Source organism: Saccharothrix hoggarensis, assembly GCF_042678885.1.
Taxonomy (GTDB): domain Bacteria; phylum Actinomycetota; class Actinomycetes; order Mycobacteriales; family Pseudonocardiaceae; genus Actinosynnema; species Actinosynnema hoggarensis.
Map to the genome: position 1 here is coordinate 1 of NZ_JBHTLK010000052.1, position 25,027 is coordinate 25,027.

A 25,027-nucleotide genomic window follows, 5' to 3' on the forward strand; every position below is an offset into this window, starting at 1 on the left:
CGGGCGGGCGCCCGGCTCCACGGGACGGGGTTCGGAGACGCCGGTCGAACCGCCCTGCTGCATGCGTTCCGGGGCTTCGCCACCGGGTGCGCCGCCACCGGGGATGCCGCCACCACCACCGGGAACTCCGCCGGGGACGCCGCCGCCGCCACCGCCCGGGACGCTGCCGCCGCCGGAGGCTGGGGCACTGCCGGTGGCGGCGGGTTTCGTCTCGGGAGTCGGGGTCTGCGGGACCGTCGCCTTCGGCGGCTCGGTGAACGTCCAGTTCTGCTCGGGGTACTTGTGCTCCATCTTCACGCCGGCGAAGCCCTCGGCGCCGGACACCCCGTCGCACAGCCGGAGGAACGCCTCCAGCACGTCGCGCACCGACTCGTGCAGCTCCTTCGCCGGGTCGTGCAGCTCGTCCAGTGCCTCCACCACGCGCCGGTCGCCGTCCACCGGCAGCGCCGCCGCGCCGGACACCGCGTCGGCCGCGTCGGCGTACACGCGCGCCATGTCCTCCACGATGCCGCGGAGGCCCTCGGCGGTCTGGTCCAGCGCCTCGCCCATCGCGTGCATCGCGTCGGACATGTCGTGCCCTGCCAGCCCGACCTTCTGCATGTGCTCGACGAACGAGTCCGCGTCCTTGCCCTGCCACGCCGAGTCGAGCTTGCCGAGCGGCTTGGTCAGGTCCCGCGTCACGTGCTCGGCGACGAGCCCGGCCTTGCGCCAGCGCTCCGCCTCGTCGTGCAGGTCGTTCCAGTCGCCCACGACGGGCGCGAAGTAGTCCGCCACCAGGTCGCGGACGCCGAGCCGCCGGCTGATCCCCGACAGGTAGTCCAGTTCCGGCCCGACCTCGGCGGCGATCTGCCTGCCGTCCTTGCCCCGCATCAGCCCACCCACCCCGTCAGCGCCGGTCGGCGTTCTTGATCAACGCGACGGCCTCGTCGTCCTGGGCGCCGTAGTGCTCGGCCACCTCGTGCAGGCCCTGCCCCGCCGACGTCAGCACCTCGCACGCGCGGTCCAGCTGGTGGTTCAGCATCTCCGACGCGCGGCGGTACGCCTCCGCGTTGCGCAGCGTCCGCCCCAGCTCGCCGAAGCTCCGCTCGCGCACCGGCGCGTCCCGCAGCGCGTCCCGCGCCTTGGACAGCTCCTCGGCCGCCTCGTCGACGCGCTTGGCGTACAGCTCCAGCCAGCGCGGGTCGACCGACACCCGGTGGGCGCCCACGGCTGCCGCCACGGGCGTGCGTGTGACCTCGTTCACCCGGACACCTCCTGCCCCCTATGACGGGAACCGGCCCGTGCCGGTTCCGTCACGGGGAGTCCGCACGGCTCAGCCGCCCTGCTTCTTGGCCTTGTCCTCGGGCAGCAGGCCGTTGTCCTTCGGCACGGGGATCGAGTCCCAGCTGCGCGAGGCGTCGTTCCGGTTGAGCTGGGGCCCGTTGGGCAGCAGCCGCAGGATCGACTCGGGCCCCGGCGCGAAGCCGTCCGCGCCGAGCCCGAGCGCGCCCGCCGTCAGCACGTCCGGGATGCCGTACTTCACGCCGCGGCCGGTGATGAGGTGGATCGGGCCGCTGGCGAAGTCCTGGGTGGACGTCGCGCTGCGCACCACGGCCGCCTTGCCCGGAGCCATCGCGAACTGGCTGACGACCTCGCCGGTCGCGCCGACCTGGTTGATCTCCACCGGCACCACGTCGGACGGGATCGGCAGCGACGGCGCGATGGTGACCTTGGTGTGCTGGGACTTGTTGTCCGCGTTCACGTTCTGGGCCTGCCAGCCCAGGCAGATCACCCGGTTGTTCTGGTTGGGCTCCAGCACCTCGGGCACGTCCGGCGGGTAGTCGGCGAAGTCGAGCTGGTCGGCGGTCTGCGCGTTGTTGATCCGCGCGATGTCCACCAGCTTCGGCTCGGCGCCCTGCGCGTACGTCGCGCGGATGAGGTCGGCCGCCGCGCGGCTCACCTTCTGCAGGCCTTCCTTCAGCGCCACGTAGAACTCGGGGTCCGCGCCACTGCGGCGGACCTCGATGACGTCGCTGACCTGCAGGTTCACCCCGCTGACGTAGGTCACCGGCTGGTCGCGGCCGGGGATGTCCGGCGCCACCAGCGGCTTCGCCTCGGGGATCGCGTTGAGCAGGCCCGTGCTGATCGCGCGCGGGTTCTTCTGGCTCAGGTTCAGCGCGGTGCGGATCTCCGGCTTGGTCAGGTCGACCTTGGCCCGCACCGTCGACGTCGACGTGATCTTCGAGTTCTGCGGCGCCTTGTAGATCAGGTACGCCTGCTTGTCGTCGGTGCCCGCGCGCACCAGCAGGGCGCGGTTGCCGTCGAGCAGCTCGCCGCCGCCGCTGTAGCCCGCGAGGACGGTGGTGGTGAACTTGCCCGGCGCCGCCGGGTCGTTCAGCGACTCGTCCAGCGCCAGGGTGTCGCAGACGGACCAGTCGGAGCCGATCCGGGCCTCCGGCGCCGGCAGCACGTCCGGGCCGTCGGGGATGCCCGTCAACCGGCCCTTCGCGAGCTTCGCCAGCGCCTTCTCGGTGACCAGCTTCGGCTCGCCGCCCGCCACCTGCGGACCCTGGTTGAGCTGGCCCGCCGCCGCGTCACTGCCCGCGACCGCCGCCTGGCTCTTGTCGGGCTGCTGCATCTGCAACAGCAGGAGCCGCGCGGACGCGAGGTTCGTCATGGGGATCAACGTCTTGGGCTTGCCCTGCCGCACGACGTAGACCTGGCCGGTCTCCTTGGAGATGGCGATCTGGGTCTGGTCGTCGACCTGGGGGTCCGGCGAGAAGAAGCCGAAGATGAGGAAGCCGATGAGGCCGATGACGCCGAGCAGGACGCCCACCGCGGTCGCACGCGAGTGCGTGCGCATCGGGTCGTGCAGCATCACCGCGTCTCTGCGCACCAGGGCGGACTGCATCCGGCGCAGCACGAAGCGGTAGGCCTGGACCTGTGACTTGGTGGTGGGTGTTGATGCCATTCTCGGCTCGCTGCTCTCCCAGTCGCGGTACGGTCTGCACGATAGCCGGACGGCGGGTGGTCCGTGTGCGGGTTGGTCAGACCCGGTCGGTCCCACCCGGCGCACGCCGACGGAAAGAGAACCAGAGCGGATGTCCGTGACCACCCCACATCCGGGCCCACCCAACCCCGCCATGGCGCGCGCGCAGGCCGCCGGGGGCGCCGTGCGCGCCGCGGTGCTCCGGGCACGCCGACGCACGGCGGGCGCGAGCCTGGGTTCGCTGCCGGTCGCCAACCTGGTGGTGCTGGAGGTCGGCGTCGCGATCGGCCTGGTCCTGCTGACGATCGGCGCCACGGGTGACGGCGTGAAGCCCGTGCCGATGTACGTCGCGGGCGGCATCGTCCTCATCGCGCTGATCCTCGCGTTCACCCGGTCCCGCGGTCGCTGGCTGACCCAGTGGATCGGCTTGATCGTGCGCTTCAACTTCCGCTCGCACTCCCGCACCGCCAAGCGCAGCGGCCCGGTCGAGATGAAGCCTCCGTCCGAAGAGGAGTCCACGGTCATCGGGCCGGACGACCCCCGGGTGGCGTTGCTGCGCCTGGCCGTGCCGGACCTCGTGGTGGCCCGCGGCGTCGACCACGAGCGCCGCCCGCTGGGCATGGCGTGGCACCAGGGCGCGTGGACCGCAGTGCTGCTGGTCGACCCGGCCCCCGGTCTGATCACCGCGGTGGGCAGCGCGCCGTCGCTGCCGCTGGGCGCGCTCGCGCCGACGCTGGAGGACCGCGGCGTGGTCCTCGACGCGATCTCCGTGATCTGGCACTGCTACCCCGGCAGCGCGGCGCTGCCGGTGAACTCCCCCGCGCTCAACTCGTACCTCGAAGTGCTCGGCCCGCTGCCCGCGGCGGCCCGCCGGACCACGTGGATCGCCGTGCGGCTGGACCCGCGGCGGTGCGCGGCGGCGATCCGGGAACGCGGCGGCGGCGTCGTCGGCGCGCACCGGGCGCTGATCGGCGCGCTGTCCCGCGTGCGCAACGCGTTGGAGTCGACGGGCGTGTCGATCCGCCCGCTCGACCCGGACGAGCTCATCCGCGCGGGCATCTCGGCGGCCGAGCTCACGTCGGTGGCCGGGTCCAACACCTCGGTGTCGTTGCGCGAGAAGTGGTCCGGCGTGACGGCGGGCGGCGTCGGCCACGCCAGCTACGCGATCACCGGCTGGCCCGCCAAGGGCATGCGGAACAACCTGAACGCGCTGACCGGCGTGCGGGCGCTGTCCTCGACGCTGTCCATGACGATCTCGCCGAGCAGCGAGCAGGGCCAGGTCGGCCTGCGCGGCATGGTGCGGGTGAGCGCGCGGACGCCGTCCGAACTGGACCGCGCGGACGACCGGCTGAAGGCGTTGGCCGACAAGCTGGACATCACGCTGACCCCGTTGAACGGCCTGCAGGTCGCCGGGCTGGCCGCGACGCTGCCCCTCGGAGGTGTGGCGTGAGCAACTCCCGGTTGATGGACTCGCGCGGCAAGGGCGTGGCGCCGGAGTTCCTGGTGTCGCCGCAGATGCTCGACGTGGTCAGCCCGTCCGGCGACCGCGGCGGCATGGTGCTCGGCTCCGGCCTGCAGGGCGAGCCGCTGACGATCTCGGTGCTGCGCTCCGCGCCCACCCGCATGGTGGTCGTCGGCGGGCTGTACCTGGCCCGCCAGATCGCGTTGCGCGCCATGGCGACGGGCGCGTGGATCACCATCGCGACGGGCCGCCCGGCGGCCTGGCAGCCGGTGGTGCGGGCGGCGGGCGCGGGCCCGGACGGCCGCCCCTCGCCGCTGGTGCAGCTGCGCCGGCTGAGCCCGGTGGAGCTGCCCCGGCCGTCCGAGGACAGCCCGCTGCTGGTCGTGCACGACGGCGGCCACGTGCCGCAGGAGCTGTTCCCGCCGCGCTCGCCGTGGCAGACCACGATGTACGTCCTGCCCTATTTGCACCCGCAGGCGGCGAACACCGCGAATTCCGCGGACCTCGTCCTGCTCCAGCGGCTCCCGGTCGGGCAGGCGCAGTTGGCGAGCCAGATCTGGCGCCTCCCACCGCAGATGGCGCACCAGCTCACCACGTTGAAGGACGACCAGGTGATCGCGCTCGGCACGAACCTGTGGCTTCCGTTGCGCCTGGTCACCACTCCCGGTGAGCAGCAGATCCTCGGCGCGGTCCGCCGCGGCGACTGACCGGCGACCACTTCCCGGCAGGCCCGGTGTGCCCTCGGACAATGTCCGGGGGCACATTTTTCGATGAGGGGCCAGTCACTCGGCGCACCAATTCGTTCACAGCTTGAATAAACTGTGTACGAGTCGATCGTCGGTTGTTCCCGACAAATTCTTGCGCGCCGGCGGCAGCGCGAACTAGGAACAACTCACCGTGTCCGTCCGGTCTCGGGGGCGACGCCGGCCGGACACCCACCCTGCGAAAGAGGAGAACCCCTGACATGGGAGACGTTCGCGCGTCCTGGACGAAACGGCTGGCCGGTGTCGGGCTGGCCACGGGCACGGCGTTCGCCGTCACCGCCGCGCTGACCACCTTCACGTCCGCGGCGGCGGAGGGCGAGATCGTCGGCCTCGGCGCGCCGAACGCCGTGAAGGACAGCTACATCGTCGTGCTCAAGGACATGAACGCGAGCAGCGTGGGCACGCTGAGCGGCAAGTACCGGGCCAAGGTGAAGCACACGTACACCAGCGCGCTGCGCGGCTTCTCGGCCACCATGACGGAGGTGCAGGCCCGCAAGCTCGCCGCCGACCCGTCGGTGGCGTACGTGCAGCAGGACGGCGAGGTGTCGATCTCCGGCACGCAGGCGCCGACCCCGTCGTGGGGCCTGGACCGGATCGACCAGGCCGCGCTGCCGCTGGACAACTCCTACACCTACCCGAACGAGGGTGAGGGCGTCAGCGCCTACATCATCGACACGGGCATCCGGTTCACGCACACCGACTTCGGCGGCCGCGCCGTGAGCGGTCGCGACACCGTGGACAACGACAGCGACGCGACCGACTGCAACGGCCACGGCACGCACGTGGCGGGCACCGTCGGCGGCGCCAGGCACGGCGTGGCGAAGAAGGCCAAGCTGGTCGGCGTCCGGGTGCTGAACTGCGCGGGCTCCGGCACGTACGCGGGCGTCATCGCGGGCATCGACTGGTTGACCGCCAACGCGGTCAAGCCGGCCGTCGCGAACATGTCGCTCGGCGGCGGCGCGGACGCCACCGTCGACCAGGCCGTGCGCAACTCCATCGCGTCGGGCGTGACCTACGGCCTCGCCGCGGGCAACGACAACGGCGCGAACGCGTGCAACACCAGCCCGGCGCGCACCACCGAGGGCATCACGGTCGGCTCCACGACCAACACCGACGCCCGGTCGTCGTTCTCCAACATCGGCTCCTGCCTGGACATCTTCGCGCCGGGCTCCTCCATCACGTCGGCCTGGTACACCAACGACACGGCCACCAACACGATCAGCGGCACGTCGATGGCGACGCCGCACGTGGTCGGCGCGGCCGCCGTCTACCTGGCCGCGAACCCCACCGCCACCCCGCAGCAGGTGCGGGACGCCCTGGTGAACGGCGCGACGAGCGGCGTGGTCGGCAACGCGGGCACCGGCTCGCCGAACAAGCTGCTCCGCCTGGCCGGCTCCACCACCCCGCCGCCCACCGGCTGCGCGCCGAGGACGAACGCGACCGACGTCGCCGTGCCGGACCTGGGCACCGCGTCCAGCCCGATCTCGATCACCGACTGCGCGGGCAAGGCGAGCGCGACCTCCACGGTCGAGGTGCACGTCAAGCACACGTACCGGGGTGACCTGATCATCGACCTGATCACGCCGAGCGGCGCGGTCAAGCAGCTCAAGGTGCAGTCCGGTTCGGACGGCGCGGACAACGTCGACGCCACGTACACCGTGAACCTGTCGGCGGAGAACGCCAACGGCACCTGGCAGCTGCGCGTGCGCGACGCGTACAGCCAGGACACCGGCTACATCGACACCTGGACCCTCGACCTCTGAAGGCTCACCGGACCAGTCGCACGACGAGCGGCCCCTCACCACTTCCGCCGGTGAGGGGCCGCTCCACGTTTCACCTGATCAGGGACGGCGTCGCCCCGGTGGGACTGTGGCAGGGTCATAATCGAGTCGATCCTGGAGGTGGACCCGTGTCCGCAGCTCTGCAGCACCCGATCGGCCCGACCACGGTCGAAGACTGGCTCGCCCTTCCTCCTTCCGAGGACGGGTCGCGCACCGAGCTGATCCAGGGACATCTCCACGTGTCACCCGCACCCTCCTTCCGGCACCAACTGATCGCGTTCGAGCTGGGAGTGCAGATCCGCGGCGCGGTCAACGCCGGCGGGAACCGGAACCTGCGCGCCGTGCCGGCCGTGAACGTGAAGATCTCCTCGACCTTGCGCACCGGGCTGATCCCCGACGTCGCGATCGTCGACAGGCCGACGGGCGTGGTCTTCCCGGCCGAGGCGCTGTTGCTGGCGGTGGAGGTCTGGTCGCCCGGCAACCCGCGTGCCGAGCGCGAGGCGAAGATGGCCGGATACGCCTCCGCCGGTGTGCCGTTCGTGTGGACGGTCGACCAGAAGACCGAGTTGCACGAGCTGAGGCTCACCGCGCACCGGCTCGACGGCGACCGCTACGTGGTGGCGCAGACCGTGCGGGCCCCTGGCCCGGTGACGATCAACGCCGCGCCGCTCCCGATCACCGTCGACCTGGGCGACCTCGGCGTCTGACCCTCACACCCGCGTCGCGCACGCCTGCAACGCCTCCAGCACCCGCGGCCACGTGCAGTGGACCGGTTCGGTCGCCCGGTTGTGCGCCGCGATCCGCAGCCGTTCCCCCCGGTCCTGCACCAGGCGCGTGATCCCGCCGGCGAGATCGTCCGTCAGCACGCCCTCCACGCCGTCGCGCACGAAGTCGGCCACGCCCGTCCCCGGCCGCGCGACCACCGGCACGCCCGCCGTCCGCGCCTCCAGCGCCGCCAGCCCGAACGCCTCCCGCGCCGCCGCGTTGACGAACACGTCCGCCCCCGCGAGCCGGCGGCCGACGGCCCGACGGTCCAGCCGGCCCGGCAGGCTCACCCACCCCATCCCGTTCCGCTCGACGTACCGGCGCAGCACGGCCATCTCCGGCCCCGCCCCGGCCACCGTCGCCCGCAGCGGCACGTCGGCGCGCACCTCCCGCAGCGCCCGCAGCAACGCCATCGGCTCCTTCCGCGCCGCGAGCCGTCCCACGGACACGACGTGCACCGCACCCCTTGGCCGCCGCGTCGGGGCGCGCCGCCACGACGACGGCACGATCCCGTTCGGCACCACGCCCACCGGGACGCCCGGCACGACCGCCCGCACCCGCTCCGCCGCCACCCGGCTCACCGCCGCCAGCGCCACCGGCGCGGAACTCCACGAGGCGAACCGGTCCAGCACCCGGTAGCACCGCTGCACCACGGGGTCCCACAGGCTGTGCACGACGACGACCACCGGCACGCCCAGCCGCGACGCCGACCGCACCCCCGACCACGCGAACGGCGAGATCGCGCCGACGTGGACGTACACGACCGACGGCTCCAGCGAGGCGAGCACCCGGTCGAGGCACGTGCCGGCCCTGGGGTGCACGGGCACGTCCCACGGCAGCCGCACGGCGATCCGGTGCACCGAGTACCCGGCGCCGTCCGACGCGAGCCTGGTGGCCGTCACCACGTGCACCTCGGCCCCGTTCGCGGCCTGCGCGCGGGCCAGTCCGGCGACCTGCACCTCGATCCCGCCGAGGCGCGGCAGGAAGCAGTCGGAGACGTGGATGATCGACACTCGCGCTCCCGTCAAGCCGCCGAACGGACCAACTGACACTCTTGCACCCGTGAGCCGAACCTGCGTGTTCTTCCACGCCCATCCCGACGACGAAGCCCTGCTGACCGGCGGCACGATGGCGCGCCTCGCCCGCGAGGGCCACCGCGTGGTGCTGGTCGTCGCGACCGCCGGCGAACGCGGGCTCAGCGCGGCGAGAACCGACCTCGGCGCGGTCCGCACCAGGGAGGCCCACGAGTCCGCGCGCGTCCTCGGGTGCGCGCGCGTGGAGTTCCTGGGCTACCGCGACTCCGGGCTGGACGGCCGGCGCGGTTTCGCCCGCGCCGACGTCGCCGAGGCCGCGGAACGGCTGGCCGAGCTCCTGCACGAGGAACGCGCCGACCTGCTGACGACGTACGACCCCGCCGGCGGCTACGGGCATCCCGACCACGTGCAGGTGCACCGGGTCGGCGCGTTGGCCGCCGAGCTGGCCGGCACGCCCCGCGTGTGGGAGGCGACGGTCGACCGCACGTCCCTGCTGCGCGGACTGCGGGTGGCGCGCCTGGCCCGCAGGTTCGACCTCGACCCGTTCCGGCACGCCTTCACCGCCCGCGACGAGATCACCCACTCGGTGGACGTCCGGCGGTACGCGCACGTGAAGCGGGCCGCGATGGCCGCGCACGCCACGCAGACCACCGGCGGCGAGTCGACCCGGACCCTCGCCGCCCTGCTCACCCTGCCGTCGCCGCTGTTCAAGCTGGTCCTCGGCACCGAGTGGTACGTGGAGCGCAAACGATTGCGGGCCCGGTGAGGCAGTCGTCCCACGTCCGGCGGACCCCCGTCCGCCGGCTCCGCGTCGCCGCCTCGCTGGCGTCCCTCGGCCTGGCGGCGTGGCTGGTCGTCGCACTGGTGCCCGCCGTCGGCGGCGTGGCGTGGACGGCGGTCGGCGACCAGGTGCGCCGGATCGGCCCCGGCACGGTGCTGGGGCTGACCGCCCTCTGGCTGGCCGGGCTCTGGACCTACACCTCCGTGCTCACCGGCTCACTGCCCGGCCTGCGCCGCACCCAGGCGTTCAGCCTGAACGCGGCGGGCAGCGCCATCAGCAACGTCCTGCCGTTCGGCGGCGCGGCCGGGGTGGCGGTGACGGCGGTCATGGCGGCGAGCTGGGGCCACTCGGCGCGCGCCATCACCACGTCCGCGATCGTCAGCGGCCTGTGGAACGCCCTGTTCCGGGTGGCGCTGCCGGCGCTCGCGCTGGCCGTGCAGGGCGCGGCGGTGCTGGGCCACGGCATCCTGCTCGCGACGGTGACGGCGGCCGGCGTGCTGGTGCTGGCCGCCGTCGTGCTGCTGCGCCTGCGGTGGCTCGGCCGGCTGCTCGGCGGGCGCGCCACCCGGTTCCTGCTGCGGCTGCGCCGGGAGACCGGCCGGGTGGTGCGGGACGGCTGGCGGCGGATGACCCTCGGCATGCTCGGCTACCTGCTGCTCCAGGGCCTGCTGCTGTGGTGCTGCCTGGCCGCCGCGGGCGTCCACCTGGGACCGGGCCCGACGGTGGCGGCGTTCGCGGTGAGCCGGCTGCTGACCCTCGCCGTGATCACGCCCGGCGGCGTCGGGCTCACCGAGAACGGCACCATCGCGCTGCTCGTCAGCCTCGGCACGCCCGCCGCGCCGGCCGTCGCGGGCGTGCTGCTGTTCGGCTTCTTCACCTACCTGGCGGAGATCCCGCTCGGCGCGGCGGCGTGGCTCACGTGGTCGGTGCGACGCGCACGTTCCGGGTGACCGCGGCCCGCGCGGCGAGCTCGTCGTCCGCCGGGTAGTCGACCCGGACCAGCGACAACCCGTGCGGCGGCGCCACCGTCACCTCGCTGGACCGCGCGGTGAGCGACAGCAGCGACGCGGGCCAGCCCACCGGCTTGCGCCCCTCGCCGACCGCCAGCAGCGCCCCCACCAGGCTGCGCACCATCGAGTGGCAGAACGCGTCCGCGGACACGAACGCGGTCAGCACGTCACCGTCCCGCACCCACTCCAGGCGCTGCAGCTCCCGGATCGTCGTCGCGCCCTCGCGCCGCCGGCAGAACGCGCAGAAGTCCCGTTCCCCCAGCAGCAACCGCGACGCCTCGTTCAACGCCCCCAGGTCCAGCGGACGCGGCCACGCCAGGGTGTCCAGCCGCCGCAACGGGTGCGCGCCGAACGGCGCGTCCGTGACCCGGTACTCGTAGTGCCGGCGCAACGCGGCGAACCGCGCGTCGAACTCGGCCGGCACGACCCGCGCCGAGAACACGCGCACGTCCGCGGGCAGCGCCCGCGCCAACCGCTTCGGCAAACCGGCGACGTCCACGCCGGACGGCAGGTCGACGTGCGCCACCTGCCCCGACGCGTGCACGCCCGCGTCCGTCCGGCCCGCCACGGTCAGCTGCACGTCCTCGCGCAGCACCGTCGACATGGTGTCCTCCAGCACGCCGCACACCGTGCGCCGGTCGGGCTGCCGCGCCCAGCCGGAGAAGTCCGTGCCGTCGTACGCCAGGTCCAGTCGCACACGAACGAGCCCGTCGTCCCCAGCGGGGGCGACGGGCTCGTCGGTGAAGTGCGCGTCCGTCAGGACTCGTCCTTCTTCTCGGCCTTCGGTGCCTCGTCGTCGGACGCGTCCTCGGCGCCCTCGGCGGGCTCCTCGGCGGCGTCCTTCGTGGCGGACTCGGGCGCCTCGGCGTCCTGGTCCTGCACGTCCTCGGACTTCGTCTCCTCGGTCGCGGCCGCCGTCTCGTTCTTGGGGGCCTCGTCCTTGGCGAACTTGGTCTTGCGGGCGCGCTCCGCCTCGGAGGTGACGGTCTTCTCCGCGACCAGCTCGATGACGGCCATGGGCGCGTTGTCGCCCTTGCGCGGCATCGTCTTGGTGATGCGGGTGTAGCCACCGGGGCGGTCGGCGAACTGCGGGCCGATCTCGGCGAACAGCTTGTGCACGATGTCCTTGTCGCGGATCACCTTCAGGATCTCGCGACGGTTGTGCAGGTCACCGACCTTCGCCTTGCTGATCAGCTTCTCGGCGTACGGGCGCAGCCGCTTCGCCTTGGCCTCGGTGGTCGTGATCCGACCGTGGGTGAACAGGGACGTGGCCAGGTTGGCCAGCATCAGCCGCTCGTGGGCCGGCGAGCCCCCGAGACGGGGTCCCTTGGTGGGGGTGGGCATCGAATTGCTCCTCGGATTTCTTTCTGATCCTCTGCTCCGGCCCGGCCGCTAAGCGACCTCAGAGCTGCTCGGTCTCCGCGTAGTCCTGGCCGTCGTCGTGGGAGTCCACGGTCGTGTCCGTGCCCCAGCCTTCGGCCGGGTAGTCGGACGCGGCGGCCGACGGGTCGAACCCAGGAGGGCTGTCCTTCAGCGCGAGGCCGAGACCGACGAGCTTCATCTTGACCTCGTCGATCGACTTCGCGCCGAAGTTGCGGATGTCCAGCAGGTCCGCCTCGCTGCGCGAGACCAGCTCGCCCACGGTGTGGATGCCCTCGCGCTTGAGGCAGTTGTAGGACCGGACGGTGAGGTCCAGGTCCTCGATCGGCATCGCGAACGCCGCGATGGTGTCCGCCTCGGCGGGCGAGGGGCCGATCTCGATGCCCTCGGCGTCGACGTTCAGCTCGCGGGCGAGGCCGAACAGCTCGACCAGCGTCTTGCCGGCGGACGCGACGGCATCGCGCGGCGTGATCGACGGCTTGGTCTCGACGTCGAGGATCAGCTTGTCGAAGTCGGTCCGCTGCTCGACACGGGTGGCCTCGACCTTGTAGGTCACCTTCATGACGGGCGAGTAGATCGAGTCGACGGGAATGCGGCCGATCTCGGCGCCCGCCTGCTTGTTCTGCACGGCGGGGACGTAGCCGCGACCGCGCTCGACCACGAGCTCGATCTCCAGCTTGCCCTTGCCGTTCAGGGTGGCGATGTGCAGGTCGGGGTTGTGCACGGTGACACCGGCCGGAGGCACGATGTCGCCCGCGGTCACCGCGCCCGGCCCCTGCTTGCGCAGGTACATGGTCACCGGCTCGTCCTCCTCGGAGCTGACGACCAGCTCCTTGAGGTTGAGGATGATGTCGGTGACGTCTTCCTTCACACCGGGGACGGTCGTGAACTCGTGCAGCACACCGTCGATGCGGATGCTGGTCACGGCCGCGCCGGGGATGGACGACAGCAGGGTGCGGCGGATGGAGTTGCCGAGGGTGTAGCCGAAGCCCGGCTCCAGCGGCTCGATGACGAACCGGGAGCGGGTCTCGTTGACCGATTCCTCGCTGAGCGAGGGGCGCTGGGAAATCAGCACTGGGTTCTTCCTCTCTTACCCCGACGCCCGCTATTTGACGTCGTGGAGACCGGTCGCGGAGACCGGCAAACGCGGGCGGCACACCATTCCGTACCGCCGCGGGACCCGACTGGAGGGGCCGCGGACGGCCCCTCCAGGAGGATCACTTCGAGTAGAGCTCGACGATCAGCTGCTCGGTGACGGGCGTGTCGATCTGCGCCCGCTCCGGCAGCTGGTGGACCAGGATGCGCAGGTTGGACTGCACGACCTGGAGCCACGCCGGGATCGGCCGGTCGCCGAAGGAAGCACGCGCGGCCTCGAAGGGCAGCGTGGGCAGCGACTTCGGCTTCACGTCGATGATGTCGAACTTCGACACCCGGTAGCTCGGGATGTTCACCTTGTGGCCGTTCACGATGAAGTGACCGTGGCTGACCAGCTGGCGGGCCTGACGACGGGTGCGCGCGAGACCCGCGCGGTACACCACGTTGTCGAGGCGGGACTCGAGGATCTGCAGCAGGTTCTCGCCGGTCTTGCCGGGGCGGCGAACCGCTTCCTCGTAGTAGCGGCGGAACTGCTTCTCCAGCACGCCGTAGGTGTAACGAGCCTTCTGCTTCTCCTGGAGCTGCAGCAGGTACTCGGACTCCTTGATCCGACCGCGGCCGTGCTGGCCGGGCGGGTAAGGACGACGCTCGAACGCCTGGTCCCCGCCGACGAGGTCGACCTTGAGACGGCGCGAGATGCGAGTGGCCGGTCCGGTATAGCGAGCCATGTTGTCTTACTCCTCCCCGTGCCTCAGACCCGGCGCCGCTTGGGCGGGCGGCAGCCGTTGTGGGGCTGCGGGGTCACGTCCTGGATGGTGCCGACCTCGAGGCCGGCGGCCTGCAGCGAACGGATCGCGGTCTCGCGGCCGGAGCCGGGACCCTTCACGAACACGTCCACCTTGCGCATGCCGTGCTCGGCGGCCTTGCGGGCGGCGTTCTCGGCGGCCATCTGCGCCGCGAACGGCGTCGACTTGCGCGAGCCCTTGAAGCCGACGTGGCCGGCGGAGGCCCAGCTGATCACGTTGCCCAGCGGGTCCGTGATGGACACGATGGTGTTGTTGAACGTGCTCTTGATGTGCGCCTGGCCGTGCGAGACGTTCTTCTTTTCCTTGCGCCGGACCTTCTTGACCCCGGCGCCCGTGCGGGACTTGGGTGGCATTTCTGGGTGAACTCCTACTTGCTAGACGCGAGGTTACTTCTTGCCGGCCTTCTTCTTGCCCGCCACGGTCTTCTTCGGACCCTTGCGGGTGCGCGCGTTCGTCTTGGTGCGCTGCCCGCGGACGGGCAGGTTGCGACGGTGGCGCAGCCCCTGGTAGGTGCCGATTTCCATCTTGCGGCGGATGTCGGCCTGAACCTCGCGGCGGAGGTCACCCTCGACCTTGAAGTTGTTCTCGATGTAGTCCCGCAGCTTCGCCAGGTCGGCGTCACCGAGGTCCTTGACCCGGAGGTCGGGGGACAGCTCGGTCGCGGTCAGGACTTCCTTGGACCGCGTGCGCCCGATGCCGAAGATGTAGGTCAGCGCGATCTCCAACCGCTTTTCGCGGGGGAGGTCTACGCCAGCGAGTCGTGCCATACGGCGCTTGCTCCTAACAGTGGTGTCGCTCCAGGTCTGCTCCTCGCCCGGTCCCGGGACTGACTCGCTGTGTCAGTTCCGGTCGCTTTCACGACCGGTGTCCCGGCCCCGGCCTGGAGTCCGGGGGTGTGCCGCCGACGTTCCGGCGGCAGGTGCGAGGAGGCTTACTCGGTGTCGCGTCCGGTGAAGACCCGACTCGTGCAGGGGGTCTGCTCAGCCCTGGCGCTGCTTGTGGCGCAGGTTCTCGCAGATCACCATGACCCGACCGTGACGGCGGATCACCTTGCACTTGTCGCAGATCTTCTTGACGCTCGGCTGGACCTTCACGCCTGAGCTTCTCCTGCGTCAGCCGGTGCGCCCGTGCTGGGGCGCGCCGGAGGTCACTTGTAGCGGTAGACGATGCGCCCGCGGGACAGGTCGTAGGGCGAGAGCTCCACGACAACCCGGTCCTCAGGGAGGATGCGGATGTAGTGCTGACGCATCTTGCCGCTGATGTGTGCCAGGACCTTGTGACCGTTCTCCAACTCGACGCGGAACATCGCGTTGGGAAGCGGCTCGACTACGCGGCCCTCGACCTCAATGGCCCCGTCCTTCTTGCCCATGTCCTCCGCGTTTCGTGACGGTGGGTGTTACTTCCGGAGTGCGGGCACGCGGCACCCCGACTCCTCCAGGCCCTTGCGAACCCTGCCACCTCCGGGGACGAAGATCCCCGGGCATGACGGAACCGGCGCGACGAATGCGCCACCTGTCCATAGTACGCGGGTCAGCTCGAACGCCCAAATCGGGCCAGGTGGGCGGCCAGCAGGACCAGACCCCACGGGCCCGCCACCCAGATCCACCAGGGGTGGAGGGCTTCGCCGACGGCGAGGCTGATGACTCCCCAGATGAGGAAGTTGATCGCGCTGGCGGCGAACCAGGCGCCGGTGACGACCTTAGTCACCCCGTCGACGCGGCGCTTCACCGGCTCGGGTGACACGCGGGGCAGGTCGGCGGTGAGGGCCGTGAGTTCGGCGTACGTGCGGGCCTCGTACGCGGCGCGGGTCCGCTCGTCGAACTCCGACAGCGTCAGCCGGCCCTCGGTGTGGGCGCGGGACAGCTCCGCGGCGACCGCGGCCCGGTCGCGATCAGCCGCCCTGGTGAACGGGTCCTGCACGGCGCCACCTCCTCGCCGTCTACTATAACACTGTTACCGATGGTCGTCGGTCATCAGCCGGACGACGCCGAGCACCGCGCCCGCCGGGACGGCGATCCACAGGAACCAGGGGTGCGCGAACCCGTCGCCGACGAGCAGGCTCACGAGCAGCCAGAGGGCGAAGTTGAACGCGCTCACGGCCAGCCAGATAGTCGTGAGGACCCGCAACGCCTTCCGCCCGCCGCCGCGCGCCTTCACCGGTGGCGGTGGCGGGGCCGGTGGCGGGGCCGGGCTCACCGGCAGGTCGGCGACGAGGAGCGCGAGGTCGCCGCGGGTCTTGGCCTGCCAGGAGCGCACGACCCTGGCGTCGAACTCGGCGAGGTCGAGGCTGCCGTCGGCGTGGGCGCGGCGGAGCCACAGCTGGACGAGCTCGCGTTCGGCGTCGGAGGCTCGCACGTCCTCGGGCCGCACAGGATGCGTCACCGTGCCATCGTGGCCGCGCCCACCGCCCCGGAGAATGGGGCTAACCCCCCACTTCAGCCGGCACCCGCCACACCGCCACGCCCGCCGGTGCTCACCACGCCGCCACACCCGCCGTGCCACCGCGCCCGCCGGTGCTCACCGCGACCGCCACGACCGCCGATGCGCACCACGAAGGCTCACGCAGGGGTCCCCGCCCAGGGGATCCCTGTTTTTGATCCTGCCACGAAGCACCGACAGTCCCCGGCCACCGGGCGCCACCTGTGGACAACTCGCGCAACCACCGCGCCGCGGTCGAGCTGCCCGAACCCGGCGGCTCCCAAACCCGGCGGTCCCCAAAGCCACCAGGACCCGCGCAACGCCGACGCCGGTGGTCCCAGGTTCGGGGCCACCGGCGTCGGAGGATGTCGCGGAGGTTCAGTCCAGGGCGGTGAGGACCCACGGCCCGTCGTCGGTGATCGCCACCGAGTGCTCCCAGTGCGCCGCGCGCGAGCCGTCCGCCGTGACGACGGTCCAGCCGTCGTCCAGCTCGACGGTCCGCTCGGTGCCCAGGGTCAGCATCGGCTCGATCGCGATCGCCATGCCGACCTTCAGGCGCGGCCCCTTGCCGGGCTTGCCGTAGTTCGGCAGGAACGGGTCCATGTGCATCTTCGTGCCGATGCCGTGGCCGCCGTAGCCCTCGACGATCCCGTACTCGACCCCGTGCTCCTCGCCGGCCAGGATCGTGGCCGACTCGATCGCGAACGAGATGTCGCTCAGCCGACCTCCCGGCACCGCGGCGTCGATGCCCGCGAGCATCGAGGCGCGGGTGGCGTCCGACAGCTTCAGCTCCGCGTCCGTCACCTCGCCGACCGCCACGGTGACGGCGGAGTCGCCGTGCCACCCGTCGAGGATGGCGCCGCAGTCGATCGAGATCAGGTCACCCTCGGCCAGCACCTGCGTGCGGCTGGGGATGCCGTGGACGACCTGCTCGTTCACGGACGCGCAGATCGACGCCGGGAACCCGTGGTAGCCCTTGAACGACGGGATCGCGCCGGCGTCTCGGATGCTCTGCTCCGCCAGCTCGTCCAGTTCCGCGGTGCTAACCCCGGCCTTCGTGTGCGAGGTGACCAGGGCCAGCGTGCGGGCCACGACCAGGCCGGCGGCCCTCATGGCCTCCAGCTGGCCGCGGCTCTTGATCTCGATCATGCGGTCCCGACCGGGGACGATTCGACGCAACGCACCGACAAGTCCACCGCTCACTTCGGGTCGCGCAACGCGCGGAGAGCGCGCTCGCTGATCTCTTCGACCTCACCGACGGCGTCGATCGTCACGACGATGTCGGAGTAGTAGTCGAGCAGCGGCGCGGTCTCCGTCCGGTACACCTGCTGGCGGTGCCGGATCACGTCTTCCTTGTCGTCCGTGCGGCCGCGGGCGAGCAGGCGCTCCACCACGACGTCCTCGTCGATCCGGAATTCGAGCACCGCGTCCAACGCGTGGCCGTCGACGGCCAGCATCTCGCCCAGCACGGCCGCCTGGGCCGTGTTGCGCGGGAAGCCGTCGAGCAGGAAGCCGTTGGCGGCGTCCGGCTGCGCGAGCCGGCCCCGGACCATCTCGTTGGTGACCTCGTCCGGCACCAGTTCGCCGGAGTCCAGGTACTCCTGGACCTCCTTGCCCAGGTCCGTCTGCTGGCTGATGTGGGCGCGGAAGAGGTCCCCGGTGGAGATGTGCGGCACGCCGAGCTTGCTGCTGAGGATTTCGGCCTGGGTGCCCTTGCCCGCTCCGGGCGGGCCGACGAGAACGAGTCGCACTAGCGGAGGAACCCTTCGTAGTTGCGCTGCATGAGCTGGCTCTCGATCTGCTTCACGGTGTCGAGGCCGACACCGACCATGATCAGCACCGCCGTGCCGCCGAACGGGAAGTTCTGGTTCTGGCCCTGACCGGTGAGGTCGAGGAACAGGTTCGGCAGGATGGCGACGATGCCCAGGTAGAGCGAGCCGGGCAGCGTGATCCGCCCCAACACGAAGCGGAGGTACTCGGCGGTGGGACGACCCGGTCGGATGCCCGGGATGAACCCACCGAACTTCTTCATCTCGTCCGCACGCTCGTCCGGGTTGAACGTGATGCCGACGTAGAAGTAGGTGAAGAAGACGATCAGCAGGAAGTAGAGCGAGATGTGCACCGGGCTCGACTGGGTCACCAGGTGCGTCTGCACGAAGGTCTCCCACCAGCCAGGAGCGGAACCGTCGGTGGAGGCGGTCAGCCTGGAGATGAGATCGGGGAGGTACAGCAGCGACGAGGCGAAGATGACCGGGATGACACCGGCCTGGTTCACCTTGAGCGGCAGGTAGGTCGACGTGCCGCCGTACATCCGGCGGCCGATCATGCGCTTCGCGTACTGGACCGGGATGCGGCGCTGCGCCTGCTCGACGTAGACGACGCTGGCGATGATCAGCAGGGCCGCGACGCAGACCAGGAAGAAGGTCAGGCCACCGCGGTCGAAGATGATCTTGCCCTCGATCGGCACGCGGGCCGCGATGCCGGTGAAGATCAGCAGCGACATGCCGTTGCCGATCCCCTTCTCGGTGATGATCTCACCGAGCCACATGATCACGCTGGTGCCGGCGGTCATGACGACCACGAGGACGACCAGGTTGAAGATGCTCTCGTCGGGGATGACCGGCACTTCGCAGTTCGCGAACAGCTGGTCGCGCACGGCCAGGGCGATGATGCCCGTGGACTGCAGGACCGCCAGCGCGATGGTCAGGTAGCGGGTGTACTGGGTCAGCTTGCCCTGACCCGCCTGCCCTTCCTTCTTCAGCTGCTCGAACCGCGGAATCACCACGGTGAGCAACTGGATGATGATGCTCGCCGTGATGTACGGCATGATGCCGAGCGCGAAGATCGACAAGTTCAGCAGTGCGCCACCGCTGAACAGGTTGATCAGCGAGTAGATCCCCTGCTGGTCGACCGACTCGACACACTGTTTGACGTTCTTGAAGGAGACGCCCGGCGCGGGCATGGTCGCGCCCAACCGGTACACCACGACGATCCCGAGTGTGAAAAGGATCTTCTTGCGTAGGTCCGGCGTCGCGAGAGCCGAGCGGAATGCGCCGAGCACGCGAACCTCCATCAGCGTTGCCGCCCCACTGGGGTCGGCATCCTGCGGTACCGGCTTTGTTGCCGGCACAGTCTTGCGGACGTGCCGTCGACTCCTTGCCGACGGTGGCGGAAGCGACAGGTAGCCGCGACCGACCCGGAGGGCATCCGGGTTCAGCCCGCGACTTTAACAGCCGCTTGGCCGATTGCCGTAGCCAGTCGTCCTTCACACTTCGTACCTGATCGACTACGGCGGCCCGCAAGCCCCCGAATGGATCAAGTTCGGCTCGTCGCCAGCAGACCGGCCATGCCGAGCAGCACGCCCGCGGTGGCCTTGTCGAGCCGCGCCCGGGCCCGCCGGGTCAGCCCTGCCCGGCGGATGCCGGCGCCCAGCGCGACGTAAGCGGTCCCGGCGACGGCCTCGGCCGCCAGGTAGATCGCGCCGAGCGTCGCGAGCTGGAGCGGGATGGGGCCGCGGGCGGGGTCGACGAACTGGGGGACGAAGGCGGTGAAGATCAGCAGCGCCTTGGGGTTCGTGATCGCCACCACGAACTCCTTGCGCAGCGGAGTGCCCTGCCTGGCTGGCGTTTCGGTGGTGTCCTTGGTCGTCAGGATGCGCACGGCGAGGTAGACGAGGTACGCCACGCCCGCCCACTTGATGACGGTCAGCGCGGTGTGGCTGGCGGCGAGGATGGGCCCCAGGCCCGCGACCACCGCCGCGACCATGAGGGAGAAGGCCGCAAGACGCCCCAGGAGCGCCGTAGCGGCCTTGAGCGGCCCGTGGTGGACCGCGTGGTGCATGCCCAGGAGGTTGTTGGCGCCAGGGGTCAACGCGACCAGGAGCGAGGCGCCGAAGAAGAAGGCCGGCCACATGCGTGCACGCTAACCCGGCCGCCAACCGGTTTTACGCCTTGGGCGAACGTCCGTCCCACCACCCGCCGGGCGATGCCGGCAAGTGTCAAGAATCCGCGAGCGGGACAGTTGTCCACCGGTTGTCCACAGGACCAATCGCGTTGCGTGGGCTGTTGGTGCCGGCCGGCGGCGGATCGGGGCCGGGCTGCTCGAAGTTGTCCACAGGCCCGACCACAACGCGGAGGAACTGTCGGTGCCGGCCGGCAGGATCAAGAACAGGGGATCCCCTGGGCGGGGACCCCTGCGAAGCACGGCCGCGCGGCACGGGCGAAGAACCCGCAGCGCCACCGGAGCAGCGCCGGCACAGAACCCCCGAAGCCTCACCGGGCGGCACGGTCCGTAACGACAGCCGGGCGGCACCAGCCCGCGCAGCGGAACCGTTGTGACGCCCACCCGCCGGCGTGAGCGCGGCCTCTGCCCGCCGAAGGCTCACGGGCGCCCAGCGGCAACCGTAGAGACGTGGTGGTCCGGGGCAAGGGAAAGGCCCCCGGAGCGGGAGGCTCCGGGGGCCTTTCGGCAATGCCTTGCGTGCGTCGTGCTCAGAGCACGGTGGTGGTGCCACCGGCGGCGGCGATCTTGTCGACCGCGCTGCCGGAGAACTTGTTCGCCACGACGTCCAGCTTGACGCCGTTCAGGTCACCGTTGCCGAGGACCTTGACGAGCTGGTTCTTGCGCACCAGGCCCGCGTGGATGAGTGCGTCCACGTCCACCCGACCGCCGTCCGGGAACACCCGGGCGAGGTCGCCCACGTTCACCACCTGGTACTCGGTGCGGAACGGGTTGCGGAAGCCCTTCAGCTTCGGCAGGCGCATGTGCAGCGGCATCTGGCCACCTTCGAAGCGCGGGGAAACGTTCTTCCGCGCGCCGGTGCCCTTCGTACCGCGACCGGCCGTCTTGCCCTTGGAGCCCTCACCGCGACCGACACGGGTCTTCGCGGTCTTGGCGCCGGGGGCCGGACGCAGGTCATGGATCTTGATGGTCACGACTGGACCTCCTCGACGACCACCAGGTGGCGAACGGCGTGGATCAGGCCGCGCACCTGCGGCGTGTCCTCGCGGACCACCGACTGGCGGATCTTGCGCAACCCCAGGGTCCGGAGGGACTCACGGTGGTTGTGCTTGGTACCGATGCTGCTCTTGACCTGGGTCACCTTGAGCTGGGCCATGGTCACACCGCCCCTGCACGGGCACGGAGCATGCCGGCGGGAGCCACATCCTCGAGCGGCAGACCGCGGCGGGCGGCCACCTCCTCGGGACGCTGAAGGCCCTTCAGGGCCGCCACCGTGGCGTGCACGATGTTGATGGCGTTGTCGGAGCCCAGCGACTTGCTCAGCACGTCGTGGACACCGGCGCACTCCAGCACCGCGCGGACCGCGCCACCGGCGATGACACCGGTACCGGCCGAGGCCGGACGCAGCAGCACCACACCGGCCGCCTTCTCGCCCTGCACCGGGTGAGGGATCGTGCCCGCGATGCGGGGGACGCGGAAGAAGTTCTTCTTCGCCTCCTCCACACCCTTGGCGATCGCCGCCGGCACTTCCTTGGCCTTGCCGTAGCCGACACCGACCATGCCGTCGCCGTCACCGACCACGACGAGGGCGGTGAAGCTGAACCGACGACCACCCTTCACGACCTTGGACACGCGGTTGATCGCAACCACGCGCTCCAGGTGCGGGGTCTTCTCCTGGGCCGCGCCGCCGCGGCCGCCGTCACGACGGTCGCGACGCTCACCGCGCTCGCCTCCGCCGCCTTCGCGACGCGTGCGTCCTGGCATCAGGCGTCCCTCTCAATTCCGAAGATGTGCATTGTCAGAACTCCAGCCCCGCCTCACGGGCGGCATCGGCCAGAGCGGCGATCCGACCGTGGTAGGCGTTGCCGCCGCGGTCGAAGACGACCTGGGTGATCCCGGCTTCCTTGGCACGCGCGGCGGCCAGCTGGCCGACCTTGACCGCGCGAGCCTTCTTGTCGCCGTCGATCGCCCGGACGTCCGCCTCCACGGAGGAGGCTGCCGCCAGGGTGTGGCCGGCGAGGTCGTCGATGATCTGCACGGTGATGTGCTTCGACGACCGGTGCACGACCAGGCGCGGGCGCTCCGACGTGCCGCTGACCTTCTTGCGGAGGCGGAAGTGACGGCGGGTCTTGGCGATGCGGCGAGTGGTCGAGATGTCCTTGCCCACCGGCTTGCGCTTCGTTGCAGTCTCGCTCATGTCACTTACCCGTCTTTCCGACCTTGCGGCGGATCTTCTCGCCCGCGTAGCGCACGCCCTTGCCCTTGTACGGGTCGGGCTTGCGCAGCTTGCGGATGTTGGCGGCGACCTCGCCCACGAGCTGCTTGTCGATGCCGGCCACGGAGAAGCGGGTCGGGGTCTCCACCGCGAAGGTGATGCCCTCGGGGGCCTCCACCTTCACCGGGTGGCTGTAGCCCAGCGCGAACTCCAGGTCGGAACCCTTCAGCGCCACGCGGTAACCGACGCCGTGGATTTCCATCTTCTTCTCGTAGCCCTGCGTCACGCCGACGACCATGTTCTGCACCAGGGTGCGCGACAGGCCGTGCAGCGAGCGGCTGCGACGCTCGTCGTTCGGGCGCTTCACCTCGAGGGTGCCGTCTTCGGCCTTCTCGATGATGATCGGCTCAGCGATGTTGAGCGACAGGGTGCCCTTCGGGCCCTTGACGCTCACAGCCTGGCCGTCGATGTTCACGTCGACCCCGGAGGGGACGGTGATCGGCAGTTTTCCGATGCGCGACATTGCCTAGTCCCCCTTCCTCACCAGACGTAGGCGAGGACTTCTCCGCCCACGCCCGACTTGTTGGCCTGGCGGTCGGTCATCAGACCGCCAGAGGTCGAAATGATCGCGACGCCCAGACCGCCCAGCACCTTCGGCAGGTTGGTCGACTTCGCGTAGATGCGCAGACCGGGCTTCGACACGCGGCGGAGGCCGGCGATGCTGCGCTCCCGGTTCGGGCCGTACTTCAGCTCGATAACCAGGTTCTTGGCCACGTCGCCCTGCTCATCGCGGTAGCTCGCGATGTAGCCCTCGCGCTTGAGGATCTCGGCGATGCTGGCCTTCAACTTCGAGTGCGGCATCACGACCTTGTCGTGGTAAGCCGAGTTCGCGTTCCGCAGACGCGTCAACATGTCTGCGATCGGGTCGGTCATCGTCATGGTGACCTGGTCAACCTTTCTCGCTGCGGTTCCCCAGCCAGGGTCCGAGCCGACCTTGCGGCCGGCTGGTCGTGGACGGGCCTACAGCGAAGTGATGAGTCTCAAAAAAACCTGCCGCCGAGCCGGACTTACCAGCTGGACTTGCTCACACCGGGCAGCTCGCCCCGGTGCGCCATCTCGCGGAGGCAGATCCGGCACAGGCCGAACTTGCGGAACACCGAGTGCGGGCGACCGCAACGCTGGCAGCGGGTGTAACCCCGCACCTTGAACTTCGGCTTGGCCGCGGCCTTGTTGATCAGCGCCTTCTTGGCCATGATCAGTTCTCCTTGAACGGGAAGCCCAGGAGCTTCAGCAGCGCCCGGCCCTCTTCGTCGTTGGTCGCGGTCGTGACCACGGTGATGTCCATACCGCGGGGACGGTCGATGGCGTCCGGGTCGATCTCGTGGAACATCGACTGCTCGTTCAGGCCGAACGTGTAGTTCCCGTTGCCGTCGAACTGCTTGCCCGAGAGGCCGCGGAAGTCGCGGATACGGGGCAGCGCGATCGTCAGCAGTCGGTCCAGGAACTCCCACATGCGGTCGCCGCGCAGCGTGACGCGCGCGCCGATCGGCATGCCCTCGCGCAGCTTGAACTGCGCGATGGACTTGCGGGCCTTGCGGACCTCGGGCCGCTGGCCCGTGATGATCGACAGGTCCTTGACGGCGCCCTCGATCAGCTTGCCGTCACGGGCGGCGTCGCCGACACCCATGTTGACGACGACCTTCACCACGCCCGGGATCTGCATGACGTTGGCGTACTCGAACTGCTCGCGCAGCGAGGCGACGATCTCCTCGCGGTAGCGGGCCTTCAGCCGCGGAATGGTCTTCTCAACGGTGGTCATCAGATGTCCTTCCCGTTACGACGGGAAATGCGGACCCGCTTGCCCTCGTCGTTCGTCCGGTAGCCCACACGGGTCGGCTTGCCGTCCGAGTCGACCACCATCACGTTGGACACGTGGATGGGGGCCTCCTGGGTCACGATGCCGCCCGACTGCGCGCCGCGCTGGGTCTGCGTGATCCGGGTGTGCTTCTTGATGCGGTTGACGCCCTCGACCAGGACGCGGTTCTCAGCGGGGTAGGCCATGATGACCTTGCCGCGAGCACCCTTGTCCTTGCCGGCGATAACCACGACGGTGTCGCCCTTCTTCACCTTCATGATCAGAGCACCTCCGGCGCCAACGAGATGATCTTCATGAACTTCTTGTCGCGGAGCTCACGACCGACCGGGCCGAAGATGCGGGTGCCCCGCGGCTCGTTGTCGTTCTTGATGAGCACCGCGGCGTTCTCGTCGAACCGGATGTAAGAGCCGTCGGGACGGCGCTTCTCCTTGACGGTGCGGACGATGACCGCCTTGACGACGTCGCCCTTCTTGACGCCGGCACCCGGGATGGCCTGCTTCACCGTCGCGACGATGATGTCCCCGATGCCCGCGTAGCGGCGGCCCGAACCACCGAGAACACGGATGCAGAGGATTTCCTTCGCACCGGTGTTGTCGGCGACGCGTAGCCGCGACTCCTGCTGGATCACTTACCTACTCCTTGACCATTCCTGGCCCGCCAGATTTCCGACCTGACGGGCTCGGTCCGCTGCACCCGGTGCTGCTGGGCCAGT

The 25,027-nt window shown here is 70.4% G+C and carries 34 protein-coding genes; 6 read left to right on the plus strand and 28 right to left on the minus strand.

Translation table 11 applies throughout. From position 1 onward, the window contains the following. From ACFQ3T_RS12605 to eccB, 3 genes are all read right to left on the minus strand, one after another. On the minus strand, nt 1–870 hold an 870-nt coding region (locus ACFQ3T_RS12605), incomplete at its 3' end, for a WXG100 family type VII secretion target (protein WP_380723430.1). Between the two features lie 16 nt (nt 871–886). Further along, nucleotides 887–1,243 (minus strand): hypothetical protein, encoded by a 357-nt coding sequence (locus tag ACFQ3T_RS12610; RefSeq protein ID WP_380723431.1) that lies wholly within the window; start codon nt 1,241–1,243, stop codon nt 887–889. Nucleotides 1,244–1,312: 69 nt separating this feature from the next. Further along, nucleotides 1,313–2,950 carry a type VII secretion protein EccB gene (eccB, locus tag ACFQ3T_RS12615; protein ID WP_380723432.1) on the minus strand — a complete coding sequence of 546 codons (1,638 nt, stop codon included), beginning with the start codon at nt 2,948–2,950 and terminating at the stop codon, nt 1,313–1,315. Nucleotides 2,951–3,122: 172 nt separating this feature from the next. Between eccB and eccE the strand changes: the two genes are divergently transcribed. From eccE to ACFQ3T_RS12635, 4 genes are all read left to right on the plus strand, one after another. Continuing rightward, a complete protein-coding gene (gene eccE / locus ACFQ3T_RS12620) occupies nt 3,123–4,418 on the plus strand; it encodes a type VII secretion protein EccE (RefSeq protein WP_380723433.1) in 1,296 nt (431 codons plus the stop codon). 14 nt (nt 4,419–4,432) lie between these two features. Continuing rightward, the gene (locus tag ACFQ3T_RS12625) at nt 4,433–5,137 is read left to right on the plus strand and encodes a hypothetical protein (RefSeq protein WP_380723461.1); all 705 of its coding nucleotides are present in this window, start codon (nt 4,433–4,435) and stop codon (nt 5,135–5,137) included. A gap of 257 nt (nt 5,138–5,394) precedes the next feature. Then, nucleotides 5,395–6,957 carry a S8 family peptidase gene (locus tag ACFQ3T_RS12630; protein ID WP_380723434.1) on the plus strand — a complete coding sequence of 521 codons (1,563 nt, stop codon included), beginning with the start codon at nt 5,395–5,397 and terminating at the stop codon, nt 6,955–6,957. Between the two features lie 146 nt (nt 6,958–7,103). Beyond that, nucleotides 7,104–7,682: a Uma2 family endonuclease gene (locus ACFQ3T_RS12635; RefSeq protein ID WP_380723435.1), complete on the plus strand. Its 579-nt coding sequence runs from the start codon at nt 7,104–7,106 to the stop codon at nt 7,680–7,682. 3 nt (nt 7,683–7,685) lie between these two features. On the opposite strand, the gene ACFQ3T_RS12640 is transcribed toward ACFQ3T_RS12635, so the two are convergent. After that, complete coding sequence (locus ACFQ3T_RS12640; RefSeq protein ID WP_380723436.1) at nt 7,686–8,768, minus strand: glycosyltransferase family 4 protein; 1,083 nt, start codon at nt 8,766–8,768, stop codon at nt 7,686–7,688. A 34-nt stretch (nt 8,769–8,802) separates the two neighbouring features. Here ACFQ3T_RS12640 and ACFQ3T_RS12645 point away from each other — a divergent pair, with 34 nt between their 5' ends. Next, the gene (locus ACFQ3T_RS12645; RefSeq protein WP_380723437.1) at nt 8,803–9,540 is read left to right on the plus strand and encodes a PIG-L deacetylase family protein; all 738 of its coding nucleotides are present in this window, start codon (nt 8,803–8,805) and stop codon (nt 9,538–9,540) included. Then, nucleotides 9,537–10,505 (plus strand): lysylphosphatidylglycerol synthase transmembrane domain-containing protein, encoded by a 969-nt coding sequence (locus ACFQ3T_RS12650; protein WP_380723438.1) that lies wholly within the window; start codon nt 9,537–9,539, stop codon nt 10,503–10,505. The genes ACFQ3T_RS12645 and ACFQ3T_RS12650 overlap by 4 nt, the downstream gene beginning before the upstream one ends. Here the strand turns inward: ACFQ3T_RS12650 and truA are convergent. The 24 genes from truA to rplN form a co-directional block, all read right to left on the minus strand. After that, nucleotides 10,471–11,262, minus strand: coding sequence for a tRNA pseudouridine(38-40) synthase TruA (gene truA, locus ACFQ3T_RS12655; RefSeq protein WP_380723439.1), 792 nt, complete (start codon nt 11,260–11,262; stop codon nt 10,471–10,473). The two genes, ACFQ3T_RS12650 and truA, sit on opposite strands and share 35 nt — an antisense overlap. Nucleotides 11,263–11,321: 59 nt before the next feature. Next, the gene (gene rplQ / locus ACFQ3T_RS12660) at nt 11,322–11,909 is read right to left on the minus strand and encodes a 50S ribosomal protein L17 (RefSeq protein WP_380723440.1); all 588 of its coding nucleotides are present in this window, start codon (nt 11,907–11,909) and stop codon (nt 11,322–11,324) included. A 58-nt stretch (nt 11,910–11,967) separates the two neighbouring features. Further along, nucleotides 11,968–13,020: a DNA-directed RNA polymerase subunit alpha gene (locus tag ACFQ3T_RS12665; protein ID WP_380723441.1), complete on the minus strand. Its 1,053-nt coding sequence runs from the start codon at nt 13,018–13,020 to the stop codon at nt 11,968–11,970. A 142-nt stretch (nt 13,021–13,162) separates the two neighbouring features. Continuing rightward, nucleotides 13,163–13,768: a 30S ribosomal protein S4 gene (gene rpsD / locus ACFQ3T_RS12670; RefSeq protein ID WP_380723442.1), complete on the minus strand. Its 606-nt coding sequence runs from the start codon at nt 13,766–13,768 to the stop codon at nt 13,163–13,165. A 23-nt stretch (nt 13,769–13,791) separates the two neighbouring features. Continuing rightward, entirely contained in the window at nt 13,792–14,199 is a 408-nt protein-coding gene (rpsK, locus tag ACFQ3T_RS12675) for a 30S ribosomal protein S11 (protein WP_015105236.1), read from the minus strand. A 33-nt stretch (nt 14,200–14,232) separates the two neighbouring features. Beyond that, nucleotides 14,233–14,613, minus strand: coding sequence for a 30S ribosomal protein S13 (rpsM, locus tag ACFQ3T_RS12680; protein WP_380723443.1), 381 nt, complete (start codon nt 14,611–14,613; stop codon nt 14,233–14,235). 213 nt (nt 14,614–14,826) lie between these two features. Beyond that, complete coding sequence (rpmJ, locus tag ACFQ3T_RS12685; protein WP_010148647.1) at nt 14,827–14,940, minus strand: 50S ribosomal protein L36; 114 nt, start codon at nt 14,938–14,940, stop codon at nt 14,827–14,829. A 53-nt stretch (nt 14,941–14,993) separates the two neighbouring features. Next, on the minus strand, nt 14,994–15,215 hold the full coding sequence (gene infA / locus ACFQ3T_RS12690) for a translation initiation factor IF-1 (RefSeq protein ID WP_005166804.1): 222 nt from the start codon (nt 15,213–15,215) through the stop codon (nt 14,994–14,996). A 161-nt stretch (nt 15,216–15,376) separates the two neighbouring features. Beyond that, nucleotides 15,377–15,766 (minus strand): DUF1707 SHOCT-like domain-containing protein, encoded by a 390-nt coding sequence (locus ACFQ3T_RS12695; protein ID WP_380723444.1) that lies wholly within the window; start codon nt 15,764–15,766, stop codon nt 15,377–15,379. A gap of 33 nt (nt 15,767–15,799) precedes the next feature. Then, nucleotides 15,800–16,228 (minus strand): DUF1707 SHOCT-like domain-containing protein, encoded by a 429-nt coding sequence (locus tag ACFQ3T_RS12700; RefSeq protein WP_380723445.1) that lies wholly within the window; start codon nt 16,226–16,228, stop codon nt 15,800–15,802. Nucleotides 16,229–16,642: 414 nt separating this feature from the next. Continuing rightward, on the minus strand, nt 16,643–17,413 hold the full coding sequence (map, locus tag ACFQ3T_RS12705; protein WP_380723446.1) for a type I methionyl aminopeptidase: 771 nt from the start codon (nt 17,411–17,413) through the stop codon (nt 16,643–16,645). A gap of 50 nt (nt 17,414–17,463) precedes the next feature. Then, nucleotides 17,464–18,015, minus strand: coding sequence for an adenylate kinase (locus ACFQ3T_RS12710; RefSeq protein WP_380723447.1), 552 nt, complete (start codon nt 18,013–18,015; stop codon nt 17,464–17,466). Next, the gene (secY, locus tag ACFQ3T_RS12715) at nt 18,015–19,325 is read right to left on the minus strand and encodes a preprotein translocase subunit SecY (RefSeq protein ID WP_380723448.1); all 1,311 of its coding nucleotides are present in this window, start codon (nt 19,323–19,325) and stop codon (nt 18,015–18,017) included. The genes ACFQ3T_RS12710 and secY overlap by 1 nt, the downstream gene beginning before the upstream one ends. A gap of 254 nt (nt 19,326–19,579) precedes the next feature. Further along, on the minus strand, nt 19,580–20,176 hold the full coding sequence (locus ACFQ3T_RS12720) for a LysE family translocator (protein WP_380723449.1): 597 nt from the start codon (nt 20,174–20,176) through the stop codon (nt 19,580–19,582). A 578-nt stretch (nt 20,177–20,754) separates the two neighbouring features. Beyond that, the gene (gene rplO / locus ACFQ3T_RS12725; RefSeq protein WP_380723450.1) at nt 20,755–21,198 is read right to left on the minus strand and encodes a 50S ribosomal protein L15; all 444 of its coding nucleotides are present in this window, start codon (nt 21,196–21,198) and stop codon (nt 20,755–20,757) included. Then, complete coding sequence (rpmD, locus tag ACFQ3T_RS12730; protein WP_033428588.1) at nt 21,195–21,380, minus strand: 50S ribosomal protein L30; 186 nt, start codon at nt 21,378–21,380, stop codon at nt 21,195–21,197. The genes rplO and rpmD overlap by 4 nt, the downstream gene beginning before the upstream one ends. A 2-nt stretch (nt 21,381–21,382) precedes the next feature. Further along, nucleotides 21,383–21,988, minus strand: a complete 606-nt coding sequence (gene rpsE, locus ACFQ3T_RS12735) for a 30S ribosomal protein S5 (protein WP_015105247.1) — start codon at nt 21,986–21,988, stop codon at nt 21,383–21,385. Between the two features lie 34 nt (nt 21,989–22,022). Further along, nucleotides 22,023–22,421, minus strand: a complete 399-nt coding sequence (gene rplR / locus ACFQ3T_RS12740) for a 50S ribosomal protein L18 (protein ID WP_380723451.1) — start codon at nt 22,419–22,421, stop codon at nt 22,023–22,025. A gap of 1 nt (nt 22,422) precedes the next feature. Beyond that, the gene (gene rplF / locus ACFQ3T_RS12745) at nt 22,423–22,962 is read right to left on the minus strand and encodes a 50S ribosomal protein L6 (RefSeq protein ID WP_366196556.1); all 540 of its coding nucleotides are present in this window, start codon (nt 22,960–22,962) and stop codon (nt 22,423–22,425) included. Nucleotides 22,963–22,979: 17 nt separating this feature from the next. Next, nucleotides 22,980–23,378, minus strand: coding sequence for a 30S ribosomal protein S8 (rpsH, locus tag ACFQ3T_RS12750; protein ID WP_033436725.1), 399 nt, complete (start codon nt 23,376–23,378; stop codon nt 22,980–22,982). A 128-nt stretch (nt 23,379–23,506) separates the two neighbouring features. Next, on the minus strand, nt 23,507–23,692 hold the full coding sequence (locus ACFQ3T_RS12755) for a type Z 30S ribosomal protein S14 (protein WP_053715226.1): 186 nt from the start codon (nt 23,690–23,692) through the stop codon (nt 23,507–23,509). Between the two features lie 2 nt (nt 23,693–23,694). Then, the gene (gene rplE, locus ACFQ3T_RS12760; protein ID WP_380723452.1) at nt 23,695–24,258 is read right to left on the minus strand and encodes a 50S ribosomal protein L5; all 564 of its coding nucleotides are present in this window, start codon (nt 24,256–24,258) and stop codon (nt 23,695–23,697) included. Further along, complete coding sequence (gene rplX, locus ACFQ3T_RS12765; protein WP_033436722.1) at nt 24,258–24,572, minus strand: 50S ribosomal protein L24; 315 nt, start codon at nt 24,570–24,572, stop codon at nt 24,258–24,260. Before rplX ends, rplE begins: the two co-directional genes overlap by 1 nt. Before the next feature lie 2 nt (nt 24,573–24,574). Then, the gene (rplN, locus tag ACFQ3T_RS12770) at nt 24,575–24,943 is read right to left on the minus strand and encodes a 50S ribosomal protein L14 (protein WP_033436721.1); all 369 of its coding nucleotides are present in this window, start codon (nt 24,941–24,943) and stop codon (nt 24,575–24,577) included. Nucleotides 24,944–25,027 lie beyond the last annotated feature (84 nt).